Raw genomic sequence first — 24,231 nt, 5'->3', positions numbered from 1 at the left:
GATGTCTTCAACTGAAGAGCTTCTGAAGCGTCTCGGTGTCTTCATTGACGCCGGGACGCTTCGTCTTGCTCTGACACACCGTTCGTACGCCTACGAAAACGGCGGCATACCCACCAACGAGCGCCTTGAGTTCCTGGGTGACTCCATCCTGGGCTTCTCCGTCACCGATGCGCTGTACCGCGACAACCCGACGCTTCCCGAGGGCGACCTGGCCAAGCGCCGGTCGGCCGTGGTGAGCACCCGGGCCCTCGCCGGCATCGGCCGCAGCCTTGGCATCGGGGACTACATTTACCTCGGCCAGGGGGAAAAGCTCACCGAAGGCAAGAACAAGGCCTCGATTCTGGCTGACACCATGGAGGCCCTCATTGGCGCCACGTACGTGTCCAACGACATCGAGACCGCCCGCCAGCTGGTGATGCGCCTCATCGGACCGCTCCTGAAGGACGCAGCGGCCCTGGGCGCCGGCACGGACTGGAAAACCAGCATCCAGGAGCTGGCCGCGGGACGGCAGCTGGGCAGCATCTACTACGCCGTCGAGGGCTCCGGCCCGGACCACGCGCGCACCTTCGTCGCCGTCCTCCAGATCGGCGGAACCGCCTACGGAAAGGGCTCCGGCCACTCCAAGAAGGAAGCCGAGCAGGAAGCTGCAGCGGATGCCTGGCGTAAGCTCTCGGGCGCGGAGGCGAAGGTCTCCGGCGCGGAGTCTGCACCGGAGACCGCAACGGCGGCCCCGTCGGAACCCGCCGCGGGCAGCTAAGCCCCCGTGCCTGAACTTCCCGAAGTCGAGGTGGTCCGCCGCGGCCTGGTCAACTGGGTCCGCGGCCGGACCATCACCGGCGTCGACGTGGTTGACCCACGGTCCGTGCGCCGGCATGCCCTGGGACCCGAGGATTTCGCCGGGAACCTTGAGGGGGCCACAGTCCTCGACGTCGTCCGCCGCGGCAAGTTCCTCTGGATGCCACTGCAGGAGGACGGCGCGCCACGCTCTACAGATGCGGGCACTTCCGGCTTGCCTGGCGTCGCGCTCATGGCCCACCTCGGCATGAGCGGGCAGCTCCTGATGCAGGACGGCTCTGTTCCGGACGAGAAACACCTGAAGATCCGCCTGCGGCTGAGCCCGGCGGGAACCATGCCGGAGCAGCTGCGGTTCGTGGACCAGCGGATCTTCGGCGGCCTCTTCGTCACCACACTCGTTCCCACGGACGACGGCGGTCCCGGCGGGACCGCGGAGGACCCGGTGCCGGTCATCGCCGAGGAAGCCTCGCACATCGCGCGGGACCCCCTGGACCCGCATTTTTCCTTTGACACCTTCTACCGCCGTCTCCGGAAGCGGAAGACCGGGCTGAAACGCGCGCTGCTGGACCAGGGGCTCGTCTCCGGGATCGGCAACATCTACGCCGACGAGGCCCTGTGGCGGGCCAAGCTGCACTATGCCCGGCCCACCGACACCCTCCGGCGGGCCGACGCCGAGCGCGTCCTCGCCGCGGCCCGCGACGTGATGAGCGATGCGCTGGCCGCCGGCGGCACCAGCTTCGATTCCCTGTACGTCAACGTCAACGGGGCATCCGGCTACTTTGAGCGGTCCCTCAACGCCTACGGCAGGGAGGGGGAGGAATGCCGGCGCTGCGCGGCCGCGGGGATCCGCAGCATCCTGAAGCGCGAACAGTTCATGAACCGTTCCTCCTACACCTGCCCCGTCTGCCAGCCGCGGCCGCGCAACGGCCGCTGGTGACAATTGCCACCCTGTCCGGAGGGGCCGGAGGGCCGTAAATCCGGGGATCCCGGCCCGCTTGCCGCTAGATTTGGTGGAGGACAAGCAGCCGCTGCCGCCACCTATGGAGATCTGAAAAACCTTGCACCTCAAAAGTCTGACCGTCCGGGGCTTCAAGTCGTTTGCGTCGGCAACGACGTTCGACTTTGAGCCCGGCGTCACGGCAGTCGTCGGGCCCAACGGCTCGGGCAAATCCAACGTGGTGGACGCCCTCGCCTGGGTCATGGGGGAGCAGGGCGCCAAAACCCTCCGCGGCGGCAAGATGGAGGACGTCATCTTTGCCGGCACCTCCGGGCGCCCGCCGCTGGGCCGCGCGCACGTCTCGCTCACCATCGACAACACCGACGGCGCACTGCCGATCGAGTACAGCGAAGTCACCATCTCCCGCACGCTGTTCCGCACCGGCGGTTCCGAATACGCCATCAACGGCTCAGCCTGCCGGCTCCTGGATATCCAGGAGCTCCTCTCCGACTCCGGACTCGGCCGGGAAATGCACGTCATCGTGGGACAGGGGCAACTGGACCGGGTCCTGCACGCCACTCCCGAGGACCGCAGGGGCTTCATCGAAGAAGCCGCCGGCATCCTTAAACACCGGCGGCGCAAGGAAAAGACCGTCCGCAAGCTGGAGGCGATGCAGGCCAACCTCCAGCGGCTCAGTGACCTGACCGGGGAAATCCGCCGGCAGCTCACACCGTTGGGCAAGCAGGCAGAGGTGGCACGGCGCGCGCAAACGGTCCAGTTTGAGGTCCGTGATGCCCGGGCCAGGCTGCTGGCCGATGACCTGGTCCAGCTTCAGGACACCCTTGCACAGGACATTGCCGACGAGTCCGCGCTCAAGGCGCGGCGCGCCGCCGTCGAAACCCAGCTTGAGGAGGGCCGTCGGCGGCAGGCGTCACTGGAGCAGCTCGCTGCGGAGGCGACCCCCAAGCTGAATGCCGCCAGGGATACGTGGTACCAGCTGTCCGCCGGACGGGAGCGTCTGCGTTCGCTCGCATCCCTGGCCCAGGAGCGCTGCCGCCTGCTCGGCTCCGCAGACCCGGCGCCGGAGCCAGGCCGGGACCCGGAACAGCTGGAGCGGCAAGCCGCACGGGTCCGCGGCGAGCAGGCGGACCTGGAAAAGGACATCCGCGAAGGGCGGGCCGCCCTGGAGGCCGCCACCGCCGCCAAGTCAGCGGCCGAGGATGCCGCCGCGGCCGAGGAGAAGCGGCTCACCGCCGCGCTGCGGGCCGCCGCCGACCGGCGTGAGGGCCTGGCACGCCTGGCCGGCCAGGTGGGGGCGGCGCGGTCAAAGGTGGAATCTGCCCAGGCCGAAGTCGGCAGGCTGCGCGAATCCCTGGCCGCCGGCGATGAGCGGCGCCGGCATGCCCAGTCCGAGTTCACCGCGCTCGAATCACAGGTGGCAGGGGTCGAGGACGGCGAGGAAACCCTTGATGCCGAATACGAGGACGCCAGCGCCGCCCTCGACGGCATCCTCGCTGAGATCGATTCGCTGAAAAGCACCGAACGCGACGCCGTCCGCGAACGGGACGCGCTGAAGGCACGTCACGAGGCGCTGCAGCTGGGCCTCAACCGCAAGGACGGCTCCGACCACGTCCTCGGTGCCGGGGTGGCAGGCACTGTCGGTCCGCTGGCGGCGGCCCTGTCCGTTGAGCCGGGCTATGAGGCAGCCGTTGCGGCAGCCCTGGGCAGCGCCTCGGATGCCATCGTGGTCCGGGACGCCGGAACGGCGGCAGAATTGGTGCGCCTCCTCAGGGAGGACGACGCCGGCCGGGCCACGCTGCTGCTCGAGGCGGCCGGGCCTGCGGCCCCGGCCGCTGGCGATGCCGCCGGGAGTGCACTGCCCGCCGGGGCCCTGCCCGCCGGTGCCCGCCCGGCGGTGGACCTGGTGACGGCCTCCGGAACCACGGCGGCGGCCGTGCGGACACTGCTCGCTGCCACCGCCGTCGTCGAGGACCATGACACGGCGGCGGTCCTCGTCGCCGAGCGTCCCGACCTTACCGCCGTGACGCTGGCAGGCGATGTTTTCACCGCCTGGACCGTTACCGGCGGTTCCGCGAAGGCGCCCTCACTGCTTGAGGTGCAGGCCGCCGTCGACGACGCCGCATCCCGCTTGGCGGCCGTCACCGCCGGGCTGGAACAGTGCCGCTTTGCGCTCGCTGGCGCAGAGGGCCGCCGCGCCGAGGCACAGGAACGGGCGGACGCTGCCCTGGAGCGCCTGCACGAATCGGATGCCCGGCTGGCAGCGGTGGCCGAACGGCTGGGCCACCTCAACTCGGTCCTGCGCAGCGCCGTCGGCGAAAGCGAACGGCTGGCCGCGTCACTGGCCAGCGCCGAGGCAAACATCGTGGCCGAGCAGGAGGCGCTGACGGCGGTGACCGCCCGGCTGGCGGCGGCCCAGGACGCCCCTGCCGAGGAGGAACCGTCCACGGAGCAGCGGGACGCGCTGGCCCTGGCCGCATCGAAGGCACGGTCCGCCGAAATGGAAGCCCGACTGTCCCTGCGCAGCCGGGAAGAACAGCTCACGGCCATCCGCAACAGGGCCACTTCGCTGGAACGGGCGGCAGCCTCGGAACGCCGGGCGCGGGAGCAGGCGGCCGAACGGGCGCGCCGTCGAAGGATCCAGGCCAAGCGGGCGGCCGCTGTCTCGGCCGCGGCGGAGCAGCTGATCCGGTTCAGCGACGTGTCCGTTGAGCTGGCCAGCGCGGAGCGGGACCACGCCGAGCAGGTCCGGGAGCAGCGGGACCGGGAACTGGCCGATATCCGCACTGCCACCGACGCACTGGCCCGCGAACTGGCGGAACTGACCGACTCGGTGCACCGCGACGAGCTGGCCCGTGCCCAGCAGCGGCTGCGGATCGAGGCGCTGGAAACGAAGTCGGTGGAGGAGCTGGGTCTGACCGCAGACCAGCTCGTGGCCGACTACGGGCCGGACCAGCCGGTGCCCATGGCCGCCGCCGCTTCCAAGGACAAGTGGGCCGCGCTGCGGGCGCCGGTCGATGCCGCGGGCCGGCCGGTGGTGGAGGGTGTGCCGTTCGTCCGCGAGGAACAGGAAAAGCGGCTCCGGAAGGCGGAACGCGACCTGTCGTCGCTGGGCAAGGTCAACCCCCTGGCGCTGGAGGAGTTCGCCGCGCTGGAGGAACGCCACCAGTTCCTCAGCACCCAGCTGGAGGACCTCAAAGCCAGCCGCAAGGACCTGCTGGACATCATCAAGGAAGTGGATAACCGCGTACAGAAGGTCTTCTCGGAGGCCTTCGCGGACACCTCGGCCCAGTTCGTGCGGGTCTTCGGCCGGCTCTTCCCCGGCGGCGAGGGCAGGCTGGTCCTGACCGACCCCACGGACATGCTCACCACCGGCATCGAGGTGGAGGCCCGGCCCGCAGGCAAGAAAATCAAGCGGCTGTCCCTGCTGTCCGGCGGCGAGCGGTCACTCACCGCGGTGGCCCTGCTCGTGGCCATCTTCAAGGCCCGGCCCTCCCCGTTCTACGTCATGGACGAGGTGGAAGCCGCCCTCGATGACACCAACCTCGGCCGGCTCATTACGATCTTTGAAGAGCTCCGGGAATCCAGCCAGCTGATCGTGATCACCCACCAGAAGCGGACCATGGAGGTGGCCGACGCGCTGTACGGCGTGACAATGCGGGGCGACGGCGTGTCCACCGTTATCAGCCAGCGGCTGGGAGCGGACGTCTAGGACCCGCCCAGGACGACCGCGGCGGTGGCTGCCCGTGCCGCCCCGCGGCTTGTGAGAAGCGCCTGTCGCTTGTGAGAAGCTAGGGGTGTGAATGACATCATCCCGATTCTTCTGCCCATTCTTGCTGCCCTGGTAGTTATCGGCGGGCTGGTCCCGGTGCTGATGAAGGCCCGGAAATCCGGCAACCAGTACCCCGGCACCCGGGACGCCAACGACCCCGTTGAGCCGCTCGGAGGCGGGGGGACACTTCTCGAGGACCGCCCGTCCGCGCCTGCCGCGCCTGCAGTCCGAAAGGACCCCGACGCCGTCGACCTTGAAGGGCTGGAAGCCGACGTCCCGGATGACGCAGCCGGCCTGGAGACCATCGCGGTGGAGACGCCGCTGCCTGTGGCCGGGCGGCTGACCCGCCTCCGGGAGCGCCTGGTCAAATCCAACAACGTGCTCGGCAAGGGCCTACTGGCGCTGCTCTCCAGCGACAAGATCGATGAGAACGTCTGGGATGAGGTGGAGGAGACCCTGCTCCTGGCCGACCTCGGCACTGAGCCCACCATGGAGCTGGTGGACGCACTCCGCGAACGCGTGAAGGTCCTGGGTACCCGCGACCCCGAGCACGTCAAGGCACTGCTTCGGGAGGAGCTCATCAAGATCGTGGACCCGTCCATGGACCGCAGCCTGCGGATTGAACGGCACGCGGACAGGCCCGCCGTCATGATGGTGGTCGGCGTCAACGGCGTGGGCAAGACCACTACGGTGGGAAAGCTGGCCCGCGTCCTCGTGGCGGAGGACAAGGACGTCCTGCTCGGCGCTGCCGACACCTTCCGCGCGGCCGCCGCCGAGCAGCTGGCCACCTGGGGACAGCGTGTGGGGGTTCCCACCGTGAAGTCCGACATCGACGGCGCGGATCCGGCGTCCGTGGCGTACGAGGCCGTGAAGGCCGGCATTGAGCAGGAGGTCGACGTCGTCATGATCGACACCGCCGGCCGCCTGCAGAACAAGGTCGGCCTCATGGACGAGCTCCGCAAGGTCAAACGCGTCGTGGAAAAGCTGGCAGAGGTGGACGAGGTCCTCCTGGTCCTGGACGCCACCACCGGTCAGAACGGGCTCAACCAGGCGCGGGTCTTCTCCGAGGTTGTCAACATCACCGGCATCGTCCTGACCAAGCTGGACGGAACCGCGAAGGGTGGCATCGTCGTCGCCATCCAGAAGACCCTGGGCGTGCCCGTGAAGCTCATCGGCCTCGGCGAGGGCGCGGACGACCTCGCCCCATTCGAAGCCGAGGGTTTCGTCGACGCGCTCCTGAACTAGCCCGCATCCCAAGTAAGTAGCAGCAGGGGGCGTTCCCAGCCTTGGGAACGCCCCCTGCTGCTACCCAGTTGGGTCAGGCTGGCGCTGCACCGTCTCCCGCGCGGCCAGCCAGCCCAGGGCGGCGACCAGCAGCACGGCGCCTGTCGCGGCGAAGGCCCAGCTGTAACCCAGCCGGTCGGCCAGCAAACCGACGAGCACCGGGCCGAGGATGGCGCCGATGTCGGACGTCATCTGGTAGGCAGCCAGCACAGGCCCGCCGGACCTGTCGCGGCCGATCACATCGGCGACCGCCGCCTGCTGCGCCGGGTTGAGCATTCCCGCGCCCACTCCCGCCAGCATCGAGGCGGCCAGGAACCACCCCAGCCCCTGCGTCAGGCCGATCCCCGCCGTCGCCGCGCCCGTGACCACGAGTCCGGCCGCCATCATCGGCTTCCTGCCCAGGCTGTCCGCCAGGCGGCCAGACACGGTCAGGGCGAGGGCGTTCCCGGCAGCGAAGACAGCCAGCGCCCAACCCGCTGCCCCTGGCCCGGAGCCCAGGGCCGTGACGGCAAACAGCGGCACCGTGGCCATGCGAACCCCGAACGTCGCCCATCCGTTGGCGAAGCTGGAGAGCATGGCTGCCCGGTAAGCGCTGTCGCGGAAGGCCTCGCCGAGCCTCATGGCCGGTGCGCCGCCTGCCCCGCCGCGGGCTGAGCCGGGAACATGGCTGAGCTGCGTCTGCACCACCAGGGCGGCGAGGACGAGAGCGCCGGCGTAGGCGAGGAACGGGATGCGCAGGCCGAAGCCGGCCAGCAGGCCGCCGACGATGGGCCCGCAGACGTTGCCGATCAGGAACGCGGACGCGTACGCGCCGGACACCCGGCCGCGGCTTTCCGGGGGCGCCAGCCTGATGACCAGCGCCATCGAGGCCACCGTGAACATGACCGATCCGGCACCGCCCAGCCCGCGGAACGCCAGCAGCTGCCAGTAGTTCTGCGCGAAGGCGCACGCCGCAGTGGAGGCCGCCACGATGAGCAGGCCGGCGACATAGACCGGCCGTTCGCCCAGCCTGCCGATGAGCGCCCCGCCGGCGGGAGCGAACAACAGCCGCATGAGCGCAAAGATGCTGACGATGACGGCGGCGGCCGTCGCCCCGACGTCGAACGTGGTGGCGAATTGTGGCAGCACCGGTGCCACGAGGCCGAAGCCCAGCGCGATCAGGAAGGCTGCGACGAGCATCACCTTGATGTCACGGGGCAGCGGAGCGCCGTCGGCGCGGCGGACCGCACTGAACCGGGGTTTGCCCGCGGCGTTACGGGGGAGTGGCGTCATGAAGCTGGGAATCCTTGGGAAACGGTCGGGACGGGCGTTTGGGGCGGATGAAACATAGCCGTAACAAGCAGGATATGCACCATTTACGTCAGGGAGGTTGTTGTAACAGGCCCGCAATCTAAATCCTCCGCCAGCGAAACACACCGCGGCAAAACTTGATCCAGGACGCAAAAGGCGTTGGGCAGGCGGATCACTCCGCAGCATTCGATCAGAGAGGACGTGCACCATGGAACTTACCGCAGGTCACGTATGGCTCATGGTGGCGGCGGCACTCGTGCTGTTCATGACACCAGGTCTGGCATTTTTCTACGGCGGCATGACACGCGCCAAGGCAGCACTGAACATGATGATGATGAGCTTCATCTCCATCGGCATGGTCGGTGTGGTGTGGGTACTTTGGGGCGCATCGATGAGCTCCGGCGAGGGGTTCCTGCAGATTGTCGGGAACCCGTTCGCGACCTTCGGCCTCGAGGGCATCACCACCCCTGACGGCCTCATCAAGGTCGGCTACGCGGCCACCTTCGCGATCATCACCGTCGCGCTCATCAGCGGCGCCATCGCGGACCGTGCCAAGTTCGGCGCCTGGAGCGTCTTCGTGCCCGTCTGGGTCACGCTGGTGTACTGCCCCCTCGCCTACATGGTCTGGGGCGGCGGCCTCTTCGGCCCCGAGGGCGCTGTTGGCAAGGCCCTCGGCCCTGCGATCGACTTCGCCGGCGGCACCGTTGTCCACATCAACGCCGGTGTGGCCGCGCTGATCCTGGTCCTCATCATCGGCAACCGCAAGGGCTTCGGCAAGGACCCGAACCACCGCCCGCACAACATCCCGTTCGTCATGCTCGGCGCGGCCATCCTGTGGTTCGGCTGGTTCGGCTTCAACGGCGGCGCCGCCACCACCGCGGAACAGGGCGGCCTGATCTGGATCAACACCCTGGCCGCTCCGGCTGCTGCCATGCTCGGCTGGCTGGTCACCGAACGCATCCGTGACGGCCACCCCACCTCGCTGGGTGCTGCCTCCGGTGTGGTCGCCGGCCTCGTCGCCATCACCCCGGCCTGTGCAAACGTCAGCCCGGTCGGCGCCCTTGGACTCGGCGTCGTTGCCGGTGTGGCCTCCGCACTCGCCGTCGGGCTCAAGTTCCGCTGGGGCTTCGATGACTCGCTGGACGTCGTCGGCGTGCACCTCGTCTCCGGCATCATCGGCACCGTTGCCCTCGGCTTCATCGCCCTCCCCACGGACGGCGTCGGCGGCGGCCTCTTCTACGGCGGCGGCCTGACCCAGCTCTGGGCTCAGCTGGCAGCAGCGGGAATCTCCATCGCTTACTCGGCCATCCTGACCGCGATCATCGCAGTGGCCATCCACAAGACCATGGGCTTCCGGGTCTCCCAGGAGCAGGAAGCCGTGGGTGTGGACCTCAGCCTGCACGCAGAAACCGCCTACGAGTTCGGCGTCGGCGGCCACGGCGGCAGCTTCCAGCCCCTGCATGAGCTGATCACCGGCCAGACCAGCGGCACCGACACGGCACCCGCAGGCAGCGACGGCAAGAAGACAGAAGCAGCAACAGGTAAGGAAAGCGTGGGGGCATGAAACTGATTACAGCAATCGTTCGTCCGGAGAAGCTCGAATCGATCCGCGAAGGGCTGGAGGCCTACGGCGTCCAGGGCCTGACGGTCAGCGCGGCCAGCGGCTACGGCCGGCAGCGCGGTTACACCGAGGTTTACCGCGGCGCCGAATACAACGTGGACCTGCTGCCCAAGATCCGCGTTGAGGTGCTGGCCACGGACGAACAGGCTGACGACATCCTGGATGTCATCATCGCCAGCTCCAACACGGGCCGCGCCGGCGACGGCAAGGTCTGGACTGTCGATGTTTTCGAAGCAGTGCGGGTGCGGACGGGTGAACGCGGCGTAGCCGCCATCTAGCCAGCACCTCCAGCCCAACGCAGCGCGAGGGCCGGTCACCGAAACGGTGACCGGCCCTCTGCGTGTTAAGCCTCTTTCGGGGCGGCCCCGCCGGAACCTGCCCGGTATTCCTCCAGCGGAACTTTGCCTGCTGCCCAGGCAGCCAGTACCGGCTCGACGATCCGCCAGCATTCCTCCGCGGTGTCGCCCCTCACGGAGAGCAGCGGGTCTCCGGTCAGGACGCCCTCCAGGACTTCGCCGTAGGGCAGCAGCTCGGAGGCGTTGAGTTCGGCCACGAGCGCGGCGCGGTCCAGGCGGAAGATATCCCCGGGACCGTTGACGTCGACGTCGAGTTCCAATGTGTCGGGACCGAAGCCGATCCGGAGCGTGTTGGGCGTGTCCCTGCCGGTGAAGCCTGCGGGCAGGTGCGGGACCGGCCGGAAGGTGACCACAGCCTCCTTGCGCTTGGCCCCGAGGGCCTTGCCGGAGCGGAGGATGAACGGCACGTTCTTCCAGCGCCAGTTGGCGATGCCCACGTGCACTTCGGCGAGGGTCTCGGTGTTCCGGTCCGGATCCACGCCCTCCTCCGCGGTGTAATCGGGGACGTCCCTGCCTTTGAGGCTTCCCGCCAGGTAGCGCGCCCGCCGGGTGCTGTCCGTGTACGGCGGCTTGATGCTGCTGGCCCGCAGGACGGTGGCTATGGCGTCGCGGAGGTCGCGCTCGCCGATGGTGGCCGGCGGCTCAATGGCCAGCAGCGCCATGATCTGCAGCAGGTGGCTCTGGATCATGTCGCGCAGTGCGCCCGCGCCGTCGTAGTAGCGCGCCCGGCCCTCCAGCGCCAGGTCCTCCTCGAAGATGATTTCCACTTTGGCGATGTGGTCGCGGTTCCAGACCGGCTCCAGGAAATTGTTGGCGAACCGGAGTCCCAGAATGTTCAGGACGGTGGCCTTGCCCAGGAAATGGTCCACCCGGTGGATATGGTCCTCCGGGACCAGGGTCAGGAGCGTCTTGTTGAGTTCACGGGCGGACTCCTCGCCGGAGCCGAAGGGCTTTTCCATCACCAGGCGGGTGCCGGCGGGGACCTGCTCGGGCCGCAGGATTTCGCAGGCCTTCTGGCTGACCTGCGGCGGCAGGGCGAAGTAGACAGCAACCGGGCCCTCGAGGTCGGCCAGGAGCTGCGCGAGCGGGCCGTCCGCGGTGACGTCGGCCTGATGGTATTCCGTGGACTTTGCCGTGGCCGTCAGCGCCTCCTTGCCGGCGCCGTCAGCTGTTTCGGCGGCCGCATCGAAGGCGGTGTGCACGCGTTCCCGCCACTGGTCCCGTGACCACGGATCCGAACCGGCCCCCACGAGCTTTAGGCCGGTGGCGCGGCCGGTGGCCACCAGCCTGGCCAGGCCGGGCAGGAGGAGCCGGCCGGTCAGATCACCGGAGGCGCCGAGGATGAGCAGGGTTTTTACAGTCGTTTGGCTCGTCACCCTGCCAGCATGCCACCTTGCAGGCGTGACTTGATACCCTAGATAGTCGAGTCCCGTTCATCCACTGAAAGAAGTGCACGGCGCGTGTTCAATTCACTCTCTGACCGGTTGACAGCAACCTTCAAGAACCTTCGCGGCAAGGGCCGCCTCACCGAGGCAGATGTCGACGCCACAGTCCGCGAGATCCGGCGCGCCCTGCTGGATGCGGATGTTGCCGTCCCCGTGGTCCGGGAATTCACCGGGCAGGTCCGTGAGCGCGCGCTTGGCGCCGAAGTCTCCGGAGCCCTGAACCCCAGCCAGCAGATCGTGAAGATCGTCAACGAGGAGCTTGTCGAGATCCTCGGCGGCGAGACGCGGCGCATCCGGATGGCCAAGACCGGCCCCACCATCATCATGCTCGCCGGCCTCCAGGGCGCCGGCAAGACCACCCTGGCCGGAAAGCTCGCCAAGTGGATGAAGGCGCAGGGCCACAGCCCCATCCTGGTGGCCTGTGACCTCCAGCGTCCCAACGCCGTGACGCAGCTGCAGGTTGTGGGCCAGCGCGCGGGCGTTCCCGTCTTCGCGCCGCACCCGGGCGCCACCTCAGAACTGGCCCACCCGGCCGGCGACCCCGTCGCCGTCGCACGCTCCGGCGTCGAGGAAGCGCGCCAGAAGCTGCACGACGTCGTCATCGTGGACACCGCCGGCCGCCTCGGCGTCGACGCCGACATGATGGAGCAGGCACGCCAGATCCGCCGGGCCATTGTCCCCAACGAAGTCCTCTTCGTGATCGACTCGATGATCGGCCAGGACGCCGTCAACACGGCGACCGCCTTCGACGAAGGCGTGAACTTCACCGGCATCGTGCTGTCAAAGCTCGACGGCGACGCTCGCGGCGGTGCCGCGCTGTCCGTTTCGTCGGTCACCGGCAAACCCGTGATGTTCGCCTCGACCGGTGAAAGCCTGGACGACTTCGAACTGTTCCACCCGGACCGGATGGCTTCGCGCATCCTGGACATGGGTGACGTCCTGTCCCTCATTGAGCAGGCTGAAAAGTCCTGGGACAAGGATGAAGCAGCCCGGATGGCGAAGAAATTCGCCGACCAGGAGGACTTCACGCTTGACGACTTCCTCGCGCAGATGCAGCAGATCCGCAAAATGGGCTCCATGAAGAAGATGCTCATGATGATGCCCGGCGCGCAGAACATCCGGCAGCAGCTGGAGCAGTTCGACGAGCGCGAGATCGACCGGGTGGAGGCCATTGTCCGCTCGATGACCCCGCACGAGCGGGTGGCACCCAAGATCATCAACGGGTCCCGCCGGGCCCGCATCGCCCGCGGCTCGGGCGTGCACGTGTCCGAGGTCAACGGGCTGCTGGAACGCTTCGCCCAGGCACAGAAGATGATGAAGAAGATGGCCCAGGGCGGCGGCATGCCGGGGATGCCCGGGATGCCCGGCATGGGTGCCGGCGGTGCCCGCAAGGGCGGCAAGAACGCGCCCAAGAAAAAGGCCCGTTCCGGCAACCCTGCCAAGGCGGCGCAGGAGCTTCGCGAAGCGGAGGCCAGGCGGGCGGGGGCTTCCAAGGCGGTGCCCACCGGAGCAGCCTTCGGCCAGCAGTCGGGCGACTTCGATCCGTCCCAGCTGAACCTGCCCAAGGGCTTCGACAAGTTCATGGGCGGCAAGTAGGGGCGCACGGTCATGTCGGCCGGCGCCGATGTCAGACCGCTGCCATAAGGTTGGGTCATGTATAAGCAGCGGGTAGTGTTCGTCCACGGTGCCGGGAATTTCGGCTCCGCGGCGTGGCCGCGCCAGCACGGCATGGCCCTGCAGTACGACGCCCTGTTTCTGCGGCGCCACGGCTTTGACACGGAGGCCGAACCGCTGGAGACCGACTTCGCCGAGGACGCCCGCATTGTGCTGCGGTCCCTGGCCGACGACGGTCGCGGGGCTGCCGGGGGCCACGTGGTGGCGCATTCGCAGGGCGCCATCGCCGCCATGATGGCCGCCGTCGAACGCCCGGACCTGGTCTTCTCGCTGGCGCTCGTGGAACCGGCCTGCCTGTCGCTCACCGCCGACTTGCCCGCCACGGCCGCGCACCGCGCCCTGATGGAGCCGCTGTTCGAGGTCAGGCACCAGCTCGGCGACGACGACTACGAACGTGAGTTTTTGCGCCGCGCCTTCGCGGCGGACACCCCGGAGCCCAGTACCCCCGAGGCGAAGCGGGCTGCGCGCAGGCTGCGGCTGCAGGCGCCCCCGTGGCAGGCACCGCTGCAGATCGTGCCGGGCGTTCCCACCCTGGTTCTCACCGGCGGCTGGGAGCCGCTGTACGAGGAAATCGCCGGCTACCTGCAGGAGACGGGCGCCCTGCACCGCATCGCTGCGGGCGGGCACCGGCCCAACGATTCACCGGAAGGCGACCGTTACATCAGGTCGTTCATCGCCGAGGTCAGCCGGCGCCAGCATCCCCAAGCGTCCTGATGAACACTTCGTCCTGACGGACCCCCGTCCGGCCAGCCCCCAATACCAGCCGGACAGGGATTTCCGGGAGCCGTCAGTTGCGGGCTGACTCCGGAAGCCGCAGCTCGGGCAGGTACACCTTTCCGCCCGCAGCGAGGAATTCCTGGCTCTTCTCGCGCATGCCCTCCGCCATCTCGGCGAGTGCGGCCTGAGCCTCGGCTGAGCCGTACTCGTTCCGGATGTCCTGGCTGATCCTCATGGAGCAGAACTTCGGCCCGCACATCGAACAGAAATGCGCTGTCTTGGCCGGTTCAGCCGGCAGCGTCTCATCGTGGAAGGACTCGGCCGTCACCGGGTCCAGCGACAGCGCGAACTGGTCGCGCCACCGGAACTCGAACCGGGCCTTGGACAGTGCATCGTCCCGCTCGTTCGCGCCGGGGTGCCCCTTGGCAAGGTCGGCCGCGTGGGCGGCGATCTTGTAGGTGATGACGCCGGTCTTTACGTCGTCCTTGTTCGGCAGGCCCAGGTGTTCCTTGGGCGTGACGTAGCACAGCATCGCCGTGCCGTACCGGGCGATTTCGGTGGCGCCGATCGCCGAGGTGATGTGGTCGTAGCCGGGGGCCACGTCCGTGACCAGCGGGCCCAGCGTGTAGAAAGGCGCACCCTTGCAAAGCTCCTGCTGGCGCTCAACGTTCTCACGCACCAGGTGGAACGGGATGTGCCCCGGCCCTTCCACCATGACCTGCACGTCGTACTCCCAGGCCCGCTGGGTCAGCTCAGCCAGGGTGTCCAGTTCGGCGAACTGCGCGGCGTCGTTGGCGTCCGCCGTCGAGCCGGGCCGGAGACCGTCGCCCAGCGAGAAGGCGACGTCGTACTTGGCGAAGATCTCGCACAGCTCGTCAAAGTGGGTGTACAGGAAGTTTTCCTGGTGGTGGGCCAGGCACCAGCCGGCCATGATCGACCCGCCGCGGGAAACGATGCCGGTGACGCGGTTCGCCGTGAGCGGCACGTACCGCAGCAGCACGCCGGCGTGGATGGTCATGTAGTCCACGCCCTGTTCGCACTGTTCGATGACGGTGTCGCGGAAGATTTCCCAGGTGAGGGCGTTCGCTTCGCCGTTGACCTTTTCCAGGGCCTGGTAGATCGGCACCGTGCCGATCGGCACGGGGGAGTTGCGGATGAGCCACTCACGCGTGGTGTGGATGTCGTCGCCCGTGGACAGGTCCATGACCGTGTCCGCGCCCCACTGGGTGGCCCACTGCAGCTTGTCCACCTCCTCCGCGATGGAGCTGGTGACAGCCGAGTTGCCGATGTTGGCGTTGATCTTCACCAGGAACGCCTTGCCGATGATCATCGGCTCGGACTCCGGGTGGTTGATGTTGGTGGGGATGATGGCCTGTCCGGCGGCGAGTTCGCTGCGGACCAGTTCCACATCGCAGTTTTCGCGGAGGGCCACGAAGCGCATTTCGGGGGTGATGATGCCCTGCCGCGCGTAATGCATCTGCGTCACGGTCTTGCCTTCCGCCGCACGGCGGGGCACCGGCCTGGCGCCCTTCCACTCGGCGGAAGCCGCGCCGCGGCGCACGGCTGATTTGCCGTCGTCGAGCAGGTTCCGTTCACGTCCCTCGTACGTTTCCGTGTCTGCCCGTGCCGCAATCCATTCCGCCCGGAACGGCGCGAGGCCCACCACGGGGTCGCTGCCCGGACCCGCCGTGCGGTAAACCCGCAGCGGGGCGTTCTGCTCACCGTTCGGTGAAGGCTCCAGGGCGATTTCCGTTACCGGAACCCGCAGGCCGTCCCCCTCCAGATACGCCAGTGAATGGGATTTCAGCGACTGCGTGACACTGCCGGCAGCATCACCGGTGGCTTCACTTTGGGCTGCATTGTTTTGGGCTGCATTGTTTTGGGCTGCATTGTTTTGGGCAGGGCTCAGCTGTGATTTCTGGGTGCTCAATGTACTGCTCACTTCCTTCGCCGGCATTACCCGGACAGGTTCAACGGTCGCAGGCTGCACCAGCCTGATCTCAGCCCCTGCAGGGGCACCCGTGTGGTCGTAGACGAAGCTACCACAGCTTCGGCTTAGGCTGGAGTCATGGCTCACATCATCGAATTCAGCGGACCCGTGCTCACTGCTCCGGACGAGGAACGCCGCGGGCTCTGGGCCGTGGACGGGAAGCTGACGTTCAATCCTCCGGGCCAACGGCCGGACGCCGTCCTGGACGGCTGGGTCCTGCCCGGGTTCGCGGACGCCCACTGCCACATCGGACTGGGCCCGGGCGGTCCTGTGGACGACGACGTGGCGTACCGCCAGGCCATGACGGACCGCAACGCCGGCACGCTCCTTGTCCGGGACGCCGGGGCCGTCAGCGACACCCGCTGGCTGCAGCAGCGGTCCGACACGCCGCGGATCATCAGGGCGGGCCGGCATGTGGCCCGGTCCCGCCGGTATTTGAGGAACTTCGCGGTGGAAGTCGAGCCGGAGGGCCTTGTGGAGGCGGTGCGCAAGCAGGCGAGGGAAGGGGACGGCTGGGTCAAGCTGGTGGGTGACTGGATCGACCGGACCGCCGGCGACCTCACGCCCTCGTTCCCCGCCGCGGCCGTGCGGGACGCCGTCCGCGCCGCCCACGACGAGGGGGCCAGGGTCACGGCGCACTGTTTCGGCGAGGACACCCTGGATGACATGCTGGCCGCCGGCATCGATTGCATCGAGCACGCCACGGGCCTGCTGCCCCGGCACATTCCGCGGTTCGTCGAGCAGCAGGTGCCGATCGTGCCGACGCTCATCAACATCGCCACCTTCCCGGACATCGCCGCCCAGGCCGAGCCGAAGTTCCCGCGGTATGCGGAGCACATGCGCGCACTGTGGGCCCGCCGTCGCGAGCGTGTCCTTGAGGCCTACGCGGCCGGCGTCGAAATCTACGCGGGAACAGATGCCGGCAGTGTGATCCGCCACGGCCGCATCGCGGACGAAATCCTCGAACTTCACGCCGCCGGGCTTCCGGCGGCAGCGGCGCTTGACGCGGCCTGCTGGCGCGCGCGCCGCTGGCTCGGGGCCGAGGGACTGGCGGAAGGCGCGGCCGCGGACGTGGTGGTCTGCCGGGAAGACCCCCGAGCCGTGCCGGAGACCATCCGCAGCCTCACGAATGTGGTGCTCCGCGGAAAGATCGTGCATTAGGAATAAATTGAAGCTTCAAGTAATTTAGAGATGTAGAGGCCGCCGAAATCCGGTGGTCCGGACATTTCGGGAGTATTCAATGACAGCAGCAGACAGCAGCCAGGACTTGCTTCCTGCCGACCTCACCATGGGCACCGTCATGCTCAAAGTGGGCGACATGAAGCTCATGACCGATTACTACCAGCGCGCCCTCGGCCTCGACGTCGTCGCCGAGCAGGACGGCGGCCTCTACCTCGGCCGCCTCGCGACGCCGCTGGTGCACCTTGCTCCCGCGCCCGGCCTCAACATTCCCGGCCGGGGCGAAGCCGGCCTCTTCCACACGGCGCTCCTGTTCGAAGGCCAGTCCTCGCTGGCCGCCACCGTTGCCAGCGCCGCCCAGTATGAACCGCAGTCCTTCGTGGGCAGCGCCGACCACCTGGTGAGCGAGGCGTTTTACTTCACCGATCCGGAGGGCAACGGGATCGAACTCTACTGGGACCGGCCGCGTGAGGCCTGGTCGTGGGACGGCAGCAACGTGGTCATGGACAGCCTGGCGCTGCCGCCGCAGAAGTACCTCCAGGACCACCTCACGCAGGAGTCCGTGGAAGGCCAGCGCGGCACCGGCGCGGGGGTGGGGCACGTCCACCTGCAGGTGGGTGACGTCCAGTCCGCCCACGACTTCTACGTCGGCACCCTGGGATTCGAAAAGACGGCCGGCTGGCACGGCCAGGCACTCTTCGTGTCCGCCGGCGGCTACCACCACCACATGGCCATGAACGTCTGGAACAGCCGGGGCGCAGGCCCGCGCCGGGACACCCTGGGCCTTGGCGAGGTCCTCATCGAGGTCCCCTCGGGGGACGACGTCGGCGCCCTCGCCGACCGCCTCAAAGTCGCCGGAGTCGAATCGCACCACACCGGCTCCGAGCTCCGGTTCGAGGATCCGTGGCGCAACCGCCTCCGCGTGGCCGTGCGCTAAGCCCGGCGGACCCGGTTGGGTTAGGCTGACATTCGAAGGGCCCCGGCACCGCCGACGCCGGGGCATCCACCGCCGACGGAATGAGAATGAATCCATGGGCTTCGCCGAAGTGTTTGTTGCCACCCACAATGACGCCCTCAAGCGGGCAGGGGCGCTGGAAGGCGGCGCCGCTGCCGGAGACGGCATCCGGATCGCCGGCATCACTGATTTTGAGATCGAACAGCTCGGCGACCTTGCCGGTGCCGCGGTGCACGCCGCGGGCGCGGACTATGAACTGGCCATGGTGGACGTGGCCAGCGATTCACTTCTGGGCGTGCCGGCGGCGATGGTCCGGGCCCTGGCCGAGCTTCTCACCTACGAATCCGAGGGTGAGGGCAACGTCCTGGATGAGGTGGCCGAGCGCTGGGCCGCCGAGGATGACATGCCCTTTGGTGCGGGAGAAGCGAAGACCTACGTCCAGCAGCTGGCAGAGCTTGCCGCCACCGTCGACGAGGGCAGCAGGACCGGCCTCTATGTCTGGTCTTCCTAGCGCGCAATAAGCCTCCGTCCGCATGTCAAGTCGAAATAACGCGGACGATCTGGCACAATAGACAGGTACTCGATCTGCGTGGCCCCTCTCTCCGCGTCTGGATCCTGTCCTTTTCGAACCCCCAAGTACGGCCCGCCCCACGGGTGCAGAACGCGGGTTCAACCCCGTTTCAGAAACAGGAGTGACCACAAAAGTGGCCGTAAAGATTCGCCTTAAGCGCTTCGGTAAGATGCGCGCACCGTACTATCGCATCGTTGTCGCCGATTCACGCACCAAGCGTGATGGCCGTGCCATCGAAGAGATCGGCAAGTACCACCCCACCGAGGAGCCCTCATACATCGAGGTCGACTCTGAGCGTGCACAGTACTGGCTGTCCGTCGGCGCGCAGCCGTCGGAGCAGGTCGCCGCGATCCTGAAGATCACCGGTGACTGGCAGAAGTTCAAGGGTCTGCCGGGCCAGGAAGGCACCCTGAAGACCAAGGCCGACAAGGAAGCATTCGTTGCTCCCGAGAAGGGTTCCGTGATCATCCCGGAAGCCATCACCAAGAAGGCCAAGGCATCGGAAGCCCCCGCCGAGGCTGAAGCAGAGACCACCGAGGCTGAGTAAGTTGCTGGCAGAAGCGCTCGAACACCTCGTCCGCGGCATTGTCGACTCCCCTGAGGACGTCAAAGTCAGTGCCAAGAACAACCGCCGCGGGGATACCCTCGAGGTGCGCGTTCACCAGGAAGACCTCGGACGGGTAATCGGACGCCAGGGCCGCACCGCGCGTGCACTGCGCACGGTCGTGGCAGCGCTGGCAGAGGGCGAGCAGGTCAGGGTCGACGTCGTCGACACCGACCGCCGCCGGTAACGCGCCTGCAACACTTGCCTTAAAGTCCGGCCCCTCCACCAGCTAACGGTGGAGGGGCCGGACTGCTTTGGGCCCTGGCACCCACAATTGTCTTAACGACGCATACACGCAGTCCAAACAGAGGAACACATGCAGCTTCAGGTGGCCCGTATCGGCAAACCCCACGGAATCCGCGGCGAGGTGACCGTCCAGGTGCTCACCGACGCGCCGGAGGACCGGTTCGTTCCCGGCACCGAGTTTGTGGTGGAACCCGTCTCCGCCGGGCCGCTCACCGTGCGCAGTGCCCGCTGGAACAAGGACATCCTCCTGCTCGGTTTTGACGAGGTGGCCGACCGGAACCGCGCCGAGACCCTGCGCGGCGCCAAGCTGTTCATCGAAACCGAAGAACTCGACGAGGATGACGACGAGGGCTGGTATGAGCACGAGCTCGTCGGCCTTGAGGCCCGGGTCGGCTCCCGGGCCGTAGGGAAGATCAGCGCCCTGAACACCATGCCCGTGCAGGACCTGCTCGTCGTCGAAACGCCGGACGGCAAGGAAATCCTCATCCCGTTCGTGGAACAGATCGTCCCCGAGGTGAACGTCGAGGAGGGTTACGTCCTGCTCACTCCGCCGGCGGGCCTGTTCGAGATCAACGAGGAGGGCGGGGAGGACCCTGAGACCAGGGGCTCTGACTCCGCCGAGGACGAGGCTGAGCCGGAGGCCAAAGCCTAGATGAGAATCGACGTCGTCAGTATTTTTCCCGAGTACCTGGCACCGCTGGAGCTGTCGCTTATCGGCAAGGCCCGCCAGGATGGGCTGCTGAACCTGAACGTGCACGACCTCCGCACTTTCACCACCGACCGCCACCGCACCGTGGACGACACCCCTTACGGCGGCGGCGCCGGCATGGTGATGAAGGCCGAGCCGTGGGCCCAGGCCCTGGAGTCCGTGGCGGCTGCCCGGCCGGCCGGTGCGGCAAAGCCCGTGCTGATCGTCCCGTCCCCGGCGGGGGAGCGCTTCAACCAGGCGCTGGCCTACGAGCTTGCCGGGGAGGAGCAACTGGTATTCGCCTGCGGGCGGTACGAGGGCATTGACGAGCGCGTCATCGAATGGGCCGAGGAACACTTCACGGTCCGCCCGGTCAGCCTCGGCGACTATGTCCTCAACGGCGGGGAAGTGGCCGTCCTGGCCATGGTGGAAGCCATCGGCCGGCTGCTCCCCGGAGTGGTGGGCAACCCCGAGTCCCTCGTGGAGGAGTCACATTCGGACGGCCTGCTCGAGTATCCCGTCTACACCAAACCGTCGGTCTGGCGCGACCGGGAAGTCCCGGCCATCCTGCTCAGCGGCAACCACGGCAAGATCGCGCAGTGGCGCCGGCACGAACAGTACCGCAGGACGGCGGAACGCCGCCCTGACCTGCTCGAGGCGTTCGACGCCGGGACGCTGCCCCGCGCGGACCGCACCGCCCTCGCGGACCTGGGGTACGACGTCGTCGACGGCCACCTGAGGCCCCGGCCCGAAGCCTGAGCCGTTCCAGAATTAACCAATTCGTGCCATATGTGGCAAAATTAGTCCTTGTGTCTGCTGGGTCCGCGCCTGCCACAGGGGGAGCGTAACCAACAGCAAGGCACCCCGGTGCCGCCAAAGGGTGGCGGGACCGGACCTCAACACTTCGGCAGCGATTCCCGGAAGCATCCGGGCTTGGCTGCCGTGACCCAAAGTGGATGACCTGTGGCGTTCACCAGGAGTGGATCAATGCATATCCTCGATTCCGTAGATGCAGCCTCGCTGCGCACCGATGTTCCCGAGTTCCGCGCGGGTGACACCCTCAAGGTTCACGTGAACATCATCGAAGGCAAGAACTCCCGTGTCCAGGTATTCCAGGGCTTCGTCCTGGGCCGCCAGGGTGACGGCATCCGCGAAACCTTCACCGTCCGCAAGGTTTCCTTCGGCGTCGGCGTTGAGCGTACCTTCCCGGTGCACTCCCCGATCATCGAAAAGATCGAGCTCGTCACCAAGGGTGACGTGCGCCGCGCCAAGCTTTACTACATGCGTGCACTGCGCGGCAAGGCTGCGAAGATCAAGGAAAAGCGCGACTTCAGCACCGCCAAGTAAGTCCTTACCGACTTTCACGGCGGGTCCCAACCCGTGTCCGGCAACGCCGGAGCCATCCGCAACAGCGCCACAGGATACGGATTATGGACCAGACAAAACGCCAGCCAGGGAGACCGGGCTGGCGTTTTGCGTTGCTGGCCGTACTGGCTGCCGTCCTGGTCAGCGGGCTGATCCGCTCGCTGTGGCTGGACGTCTATTACATTCCGTCCGCCTCGATGGAGCCGCTGTTCGGCACGGGCGACAGGATCCTGGTGTCCCGCACCGCTTTCCAGTCCGAACCGATCCGCCGCGGTGACGTCGTCGTGTTCGACGGCCGGGGTTCGTTCGCCCCGCTGAACAGCGGGGAAGGTCGGCTGCAGGAAGCGGCGGCCGCGGCAGGCCACTGGCTGGGAGTGACCGGCAGTGATACTACATATGTAAAGCGGGTTATCGGGCTTCCCGGCGACCACGTCGTCTGTTGCGACGCCGGCCAACGCCTCACAGTCAACGGTCAGCCGCTCGTGGAACCCTACCTGTATGCCGGTGATGCTGCGAGCACCCAGAAGTTCGACGTGACAGTGCCAGAGGGGCGGCTGTGGCTGCTCGGGGACCACCGCTCGGTCTCGGCCGACTCCCGCAGCCTGCTGGGGGCGCCGGGCGGCGGCATGGTGCGTGCGGACAGGGTGATCGGAAGTCCGGTACAGATTCTCTGGCCGCTTGATAGATTTGCGTCAGTGGCGCGGCTGCCATTGGCGGCAACTTCAACAACAAAGGACGGACAATAGATGCCGGAAATCGATCCCGGGAGCTCCGAACCGCGGCAGGCTGCTGCGAGGCCGGGACGGCATGCCGCCCAGGAGCCCGTTTCGGAGGTGTCCGCCTCCGGCGGAACCGGACCCGGGTCACCTGCTCCCGCCGGCCCGCGCCGTCAGGAAAAAGCCCGTGCCCGCAATCCGTTCCTGCTGTGGCTGAAGGAGATCGCCACGGTGGTGGTGATCGCCGTCGTGCTGTCCTTCCTCATCAAAACCTTCCTGTTCCGGGCTTTCTATATTCCGTCCGAGTCGATGGTGAACACGCTGGACATCAACGACCGCATCTTCGTGAACCTCCTTGTGCCGGAGCCGTTCGCCCTGGAGCGCGGCGACGTGGTGGTCTTCAAGGACACCAAGGGCTGGCTGCCGCCCACCCCGCAAAAGGCCGACGGCCCGTTCAGCGTTGTGGAGGACGGGCTGACCTTCGTGGGCCTGCTGCCGGACAACTCCGAGCAGCACTTGGTCAAGCGTGTCATTGGGCTCCCCGGGGACCACGTCATCTGCTGTGACGCCGGCGGCAAGATTACCGTCAACGGTGCGGCGCTGGACGAGACATACGTCAATCCGGCCGAAGTTCCGGCAGTGCGAACCTTCGACGTCGTCGTGCCGCAGGGCAAAGTCTGGGTGATGGGTGACAACCGCAACCACTCGGCGGACTCCCGTGCCCACACCGACACGAACGGAGGCTTCGTGGACATCGCCGACATCGAAGGCAAGGCGGCGGTCATCGCCTGGCCGATGAACCGCTGGGCGGGCCTGGACAATTACCCGGATGTCTTCAAGAATGTGCCGTCGGCAGGTTAGCCATGTCCGTTGCACCCACCCTTGACTACGAGAAGCGCTTCCTTCCCCGCGGGGCGCGGTTTCTGGCCGGCGTCGACGAGGTAGGCCGCGGTGCCCTCGCGGGGCCGGTGAGCGTGGGAATCGCCGTCGTGGACCTGCAGAACATGCAGCTGCTCGCAGATGTCCGGGACAGCAAGCTGCTCAAGGCAGCAGACCGGGAACGGCTTGACCCGCTGGTGCGGGCCTGGAGCGTCGCCTCCGCCGTGGGACATGCCAGTGCGCGCGAAATCGATGAACTCGGCATCATGGGTGCCCTCCGCGCCGCCGGAAACAGGGCCTGGTTCGAGATCCTCGGTGCCGGCATCACGCCCGACGTCGTCCTGCTGGACGGGAGCCACAACTGGCTCTCACCCGCCGTCCAGCCTTCCCTGTTTGACGAGGTCATCGCCGACCCGGGCTGTGACGCGCCCGTCCACACCCTGGTCAAGGCCGACATGCAGTGCCTCAGCGTCGCCGCCGCCAGTGTCCTGGCCAAGGTCGAGCGTGACCAGCACATGCAGCAGCTCCACCTCGAGTACCCGGACTTCGGCTGGGACGTCAACAAGGGCTACGGCACGGCATTGCACCGGGAAGCGATCCGCACCCGCGGCCCGAGCCCCTACCACCGGGTCAGCTGGAACCTGCTGACGGAATAGTGCGCTGCGTCGTGCGGTGCGCTGGTTCCCGCCCGCATGGTGCAAGATGGAACCATGAGTGCCGAAGACCTTGAGAACTATGAAACCGATATGGAGCTCCAGCTCTACCGGGAGTACCGCGACGTCGTGGGTCTGTTCAGCTACGTGGTCGAGACCGAGCGGCGCTTCTACCTCGCCAACCACGTGGACCTCCAGGCGCGCAGCGCCGATGGTGAGGTCTACTTCGATCTCACGCTCCAGGATGCCTGGGTCTGGGACGTCTACCGTTCGGCGCGGTTCGTGAAGAGCGTCCGGGTCATCACGTTCAAGGACGTCAACGTCGAGGAACTGCCCCGCAACGAGGAGCTCGCGCTGCCCAAGGACGTCGACCTCGGCAACTGAGGTTATTGCTTTTCGGCGTTTCTCCAGCGCCTTCCCCGGGGCGTCACTGTTCCTCCACAGCCGCTGTTTGCGGGCTCCTTTTCCTGTGACCC

The 24,231-nt window shown here is 67.5% G+C and carries 23 protein-coding genes and 1 riboswitch; of the genes, 20 read left to right on the top strand and 3 right to left on the bottom strand.

From position 1 onward, the window contains the following. Window position 1: 1 nt before the first annotated feature. The 4 genes from rnc to ftsY all read left to right on the top strand — a co-directional run bounded on the left by rnc (window position 2) and on the right by ftsY (window position 6,767). A complete protein-coding gene (rnc, locus tag ABRP34_RS05100) occupies window positions 2-757 on the top strand; it encodes a ribonuclease III (protein ID WP_353712476.1) in 756 nt (251 codons plus the stop codon). Between the two features lie 6 nt (window positions 758-763). Next, window positions 764-1,732, top strand: coding sequence for a bifunctional DNA-formamidopyrimidine glycosylase/DNA-(apurinic or apyrimidinic site) lyase (gene mutM, locus ABRP34_RS05095; protein WP_353712475.1), 969 nt, complete (start codon window positions 764-766; stop codon window positions 1,730-1,732). Between the two features lie 121 nt (window positions 1,733-1,853). Next, the gene (gene smc / locus ABRP34_RS05090) at window positions 1,854-5,462 is read left to right on the top strand and encodes a chromosome segregation protein SMC (RefSeq protein WP_353712474.1); all 3,609 of its coding nucleotides are present in this window, start codon (window positions 1,854-1,856) and stop codon (window positions 5,460-5,462) included. A gap of 87 nt (window positions 5,463-5,549) precedes the next feature. Beyond that, entirely contained in the window at window positions 5,550-6,767 is a 1,218-nt protein-coding gene (gene ftsY, locus ABRP34_RS05085; protein ID WP_353712473.1) for a signal recognition particle-docking protein FtsY, read from the top strand. 60 nt (window positions 6,768-6,827) lie between these two features. Here ftsY and ABRP34_RS05080 read toward each other — a convergent pair whose 3' ends face one another. Further along, complete coding sequence (locus ABRP34_RS05080; RefSeq protein ID WP_353713310.1) at window positions 6,828-7,985, bottom strand: MFS transporter; 1,158 nt, start codon at window positions 7,983-7,985, stop codon at window positions 6,828-6,830. A 319-nt stretch (window positions 7,986-8,304) separates the two neighbouring features. On the opposite strand from ABRP34_RS05080, the gene ABRP34_RS05075 reads away from it, so the two are divergent. Both ABRP34_RS05075 and ABRP34_RS05070 read left to right on the top strand, forming a co-directional pair. Continuing rightward, a complete protein-coding gene (locus tag ABRP34_RS05075; RefSeq protein ID WP_003806049.1) occupies window positions 8,305-9,660 on the top strand; it encodes an ammonium transporter in 1,356 nt (451 codons plus the stop codon). Beyond that, window positions 9,657-9,995, top strand: coding sequence for a P-II family nitrogen regulator (locus ABRP34_RS05070; RefSeq protein ID WP_003806050.1), 339 nt, complete (start codon window positions 9,657-9,659; stop codon window positions 9,993-9,995). Before ABRP34_RS05075 ends, ABRP34_RS05070 begins: the two co-directional genes overlap by 4 nt. Window positions 9,996-10,060: 65 nt before the next feature. On the opposite strand, the gene ABRP34_RS05065 is transcribed toward ABRP34_RS05070, so the two are convergent. Continuing rightward, window positions 10,061-11,449 (bottom strand): glucose-6-phosphate dehydrogenase, encoded by a 1,389-nt coding sequence (locus ABRP34_RS05065; protein WP_353712472.1) that lies wholly within the window; start codon window positions 11,447-11,449, stop codon window positions 10,061-10,063. 84 nt (window positions 11,450-11,533) lie between these two features. On the opposite strand from ABRP34_RS05065, the gene ffh reads away from it, so the two are divergent. Both ffh and ABRP34_RS05055 read left to right on the top strand, forming a co-directional pair. Continuing rightward, the gene (ffh, locus tag ABRP34_RS05060) at window positions 11,534-13,114 is read left to right on the top strand and encodes a signal recognition particle protein (protein ID WP_003806052.1); all 1,581 of its coding nucleotides are present in this window, start codon (window positions 11,534-11,536) and stop codon (window positions 13,112-13,114) included. A 57-nt stretch (window positions 13,115-13,171) separates the two neighbouring features. Then, a complete protein-coding gene (locus ABRP34_RS05055; protein WP_353712471.1) occupies window positions 13,172-13,906 on the top strand; it encodes an alpha/beta hydrolase in 735 nt (244 codons plus the stop codon). Between the two features lie 73 nt (window positions 13,907-13,979). On the opposite strand, the gene thiC is transcribed toward ABRP34_RS05055, so the two are convergent. Continuing rightward, window positions 13,980-15,839 carry a phosphomethylpyrimidine synthase ThiC gene (gene thiC / locus ABRP34_RS05050; RefSeq protein ID WP_353712470.1) on the bottom strand — a complete coding sequence of 620 codons (1,860 nt, stop codon included), beginning with the start codon at window positions 15,837-15,839 and terminating at the stop codon, window positions 13,980-13,982. After that, window positions 15,835-15,942: riboswitch (TPP riboswitch) on the bottom strand. (Overlaps the previous gene by 5 nt.) A gap of 35 nt (window positions 15,943-15,977) precedes the next feature. Between thiC and ABRP34_RS05045 the strand changes: the two genes are divergently transcribed. From ABRP34_RS05045 to ABRP34_RS04990, 12 genes are all read left to right on the top strand, one after another. Next, window positions 15,978-17,060: an amidohydrolase family protein gene (locus ABRP34_RS05045; protein WP_353712469.1), complete on the top strand. Its 1,083-nt coding sequence runs from the start codon at window positions 15,978-15,980 to the stop codon at window positions 17,058-17,060. Between the two features lie 79 nt (window positions 17,061-17,139). After that, a complete protein-coding gene (locus tag ABRP34_RS05040; RefSeq protein ID WP_003806056.1) occupies window positions 17,140-18,015 on the top strand; it encodes a VOC family protein in 876 nt (291 codons plus the stop codon). A gap of 94 nt (window positions 18,016-18,109) precedes the next feature. Beyond that, the gene (locus tag ABRP34_RS05035) at window positions 18,110-18,544 is read left to right on the top strand and encodes a hypothetical protein (protein WP_353712468.1); all 435 of its coding nucleotides are present in this window, start codon (window positions 18,110-18,112) and stop codon (window positions 18,542-18,544) included. Between the two features lie 193 nt (window positions 18,545-18,737). Next, the gene (rpsP, locus tag ABRP34_RS05030) at window positions 18,738-19,151 is read left to right on the top strand and encodes a 30S ribosomal protein S16 (RefSeq protein WP_003806059.1); all 414 of its coding nucleotides are present in this window, start codon (window positions 18,738-18,740) and stop codon (window positions 19,149-19,151) included. 1 nt (window position 19,152) lies between these two features. After that, window positions 19,153-19,395: an RNA-binding protein gene (locus tag ABRP34_RS05025; RefSeq protein ID WP_003806061.1), complete on the top strand. Its 243-nt coding sequence runs from the start codon at window positions 19,153-19,155 to the stop codon at window positions 19,393-19,395. Between the two features lie 129 nt (window positions 19,396-19,524). After that, the gene (rimM, locus tag ABRP34_RS05020) at window positions 19,525-20,106 is read left to right on the top strand and encodes a ribosome maturation factor RimM (RefSeq protein ID WP_353712467.1); all 582 of its coding nucleotides are present in this window, start codon (window positions 19,525-19,527) and stop codon (window positions 20,104-20,106) included. After that, window positions 20,107-20,901 (top strand): tRNA (guanosine(37)-N1)-methyltransferase TrmD, encoded by a 795-nt coding sequence (gene trmD, locus ABRP34_RS05015; RefSeq protein ID WP_003806063.1) that lies wholly within the window; start codon window positions 20,107-20,109, stop codon window positions 20,899-20,901. A 228-nt stretch (window positions 20,902-21,129) separates the two neighbouring features. Continuing rightward, entirely contained in the window at window positions 21,130-21,489 is a 360-nt protein-coding gene (gene rplS, locus ABRP34_RS05010; protein WP_003806064.1) for a 50S ribosomal protein L19, read from the top strand. A gap of 83 nt (window positions 21,490-21,572) precedes the next feature. After that, window positions 21,573-22,253, top strand: coding sequence for a signal peptidase I (lepB, locus tag ABRP34_RS05005; RefSeq protein WP_003806065.1), 681 nt, complete (start codon window positions 21,573-21,575; stop codon window positions 22,251-22,253). Further along, a complete protein-coding gene (lepB, locus tag ABRP34_RS05000; RefSeq protein ID WP_003806066.1) occupies window positions 22,254-23,084 on the top strand; it encodes a signal peptidase I in 831 nt (276 codons plus the stop codon). 2 nt (window positions 23,085-23,086) lie between these two features. Continuing rightward, window positions 23,087-23,758, top strand: a complete 672-nt coding sequence (locus tag ABRP34_RS04995) for a ribonuclease HII (protein WP_003806067.1) — start codon at window positions 23,087-23,089, stop codon at window positions 23,756-23,758. Between the two features lie 54 nt (window positions 23,759-23,812). Continuing rightward, a complete protein-coding gene (locus ABRP34_RS04990) occupies window positions 23,813-24,139 on the top strand; it encodes a DUF2469 domain-containing protein (RefSeq protein WP_003806068.1) in 327 nt (108 codons plus the stop codon). The last annotated feature ends 92 nt before the right edge of the window (window positions 24,140-24,231 follow it).

The organism is Arthrobacter sp. K5, from assembly GCF_040448525.1.
Lineage (GTDB): Bacteria > Actinomycetota > Actinomycetes > Actinomycetales > Micrococcaceae > Arthrobacter > Arthrobacter globiformis.
The sequence above is the reverse complement of the archived record's forward strand: the minus strand, read 5'-3'. Positions and strand labels throughout refer to the sequence as shown.